This is a genomic window from Caulobacter sp. CCH9-E1 (assembly GCF_001556515.1).
Taxonomy (GTDB): Bacteria; Pseudomonadota; Alphaproteobacteria; order Caulobacterales; family Caulobacteraceae; genus Caulobacter.
In genome coordinates this window covers 1-1,439 of the sequence record NZ_LSJA01000389.1, presented here as the reverse complement: position 1 = coordinate 1,439, position 1,439 = coordinate 1, and the positions used below count along the sequence as shown (strand labels likewise).

The following is a 1,439-nucleotide window of genomic DNA, read 5'->3' as shown; positions in this document are numbered from 1 at the left end:
ACCAGGCCGTTCAGCACCGCCACGCCCGAGAGCGCGATGAAGCCGACGGCGGCCGAGACCGAGAACGGGATGCCCCGCAGCGCCAGGCCAAACACCCCACCGGCCAAGGCCAGCGGAATGGCCGAGAACACGGCCGCGGCCGGCGCGATGCCGCCCAGGGCCATGTAGAGCAGGCCGAAGATCAGCAGGAAGCAGAGCGGGACCACGAGCGCCAGGCGGCCTTGGGCGGCCTTCAGATTCTCGTACTGACCACCCCAGACCAGCCAGGAGCCGGCCGGCAGCTTGACCTGCGCATCGACCTTCTGCTGGGCCTGCGTGACGAACGAGCCCAGGTCCGCGCCGCGAACATTGGACTGGACGACGACGCGACGCTTGCCGTTCTCGCGGCTGACCTGGTTGAGGCCTTCCGAATAGGAGAACTTGGCCACGTCGCGCAGCGGCACAGATGCGCGGGCCCCGCCACCGGCCCGTTCCGGCAGCATCACCGGCAGGGCGCCGACGGCGTCCAGGTCGTTGCGGCTGGCGTCCGGCAAGCGGACCACCACGTCGAAGCGTCGGTCGCCCTGGAAGACCAGGCCGGCCTCGCGGCCGCCCATGGCCACGGCCAGGGTGTCGGCGACCTCTTCGACCGTCAGGCCCAGGCGGCCGATGGCGTCGCGGTCGAGCTGAACGTCGAGGGTCGGGAAGCCAGAGGTCTGCTCGACCTTGACGTCCGCCGCGCCCTTCACCGTCCGCAGGACCGTGGCGATCTCTTCGGCGGTGCGGCTCATGGCGTCGAGATCGTCGCCATAAACCTTGATCGCCACGTCGCCGCGCACGCCGGCGATCAGCTCGTTGAAGCGCATCTGGATCGGCTGGCTGAACTCGTAGGCGTTGCCCGTCAGGCCTTCCAGCTTGTTCTCGATGCGGCCGATCAGCTCGGCTTTGGTCTCATTCTTATTGGGCCATTCGTCCTTGGGCTTGAGGATGATGAAGGCGTCCGAGGCATTGGGCGGCATGGGGTCGCTGGCGACCTCGGCCGTGCCGGTCTTGGAGTAGACGAAGGCCACTTCGGGGAAGCCTGCCACGACGCGCTCGATCCGCCGCTGCATGCGCAGAGACTGTTCCAGCGAGGTCGACGGGATGCGCAGGGCCTGGACGGCCATGTCCTTCTCGTCGAGCTGAGGCGTGAACTCCCGGCCCAGGAACCCGAAGGTCACGGCGGCCAGGACAAAGAGCGCCACCGCGCCGCCGATCACCGGCCAGGGCTTGGCCACGACCTTGCGCAGGGCCGGTTCGTAGCGGGACTTGGTCCAACGGACCGGCGCGACTTCCTTCTCGGCCACCTTGCCGTTGATCAAGATGGCGATCATGGCCGGGATGAAGGTCAGCGACAGCACGAAGGCGCCGGCCAGGGCCAGCATCACGGTGATGGCCATCGGCGAGAAGGTCTTGCCCTC

At 68.2% G+C, this 1,439-nt stretch carries 1 protein-coding gene; it reads right to left on the bottom strand.

Annotated features, from left to right (window positions below):
• The coding region (locus tag AX690_RS21795) for an efflux RND transporter permease subunit (RefSeq protein ID WP_197426938.1) at nucleotides 1-1,439 on the bottom strand (1,439 nt) is incomplete at both ends.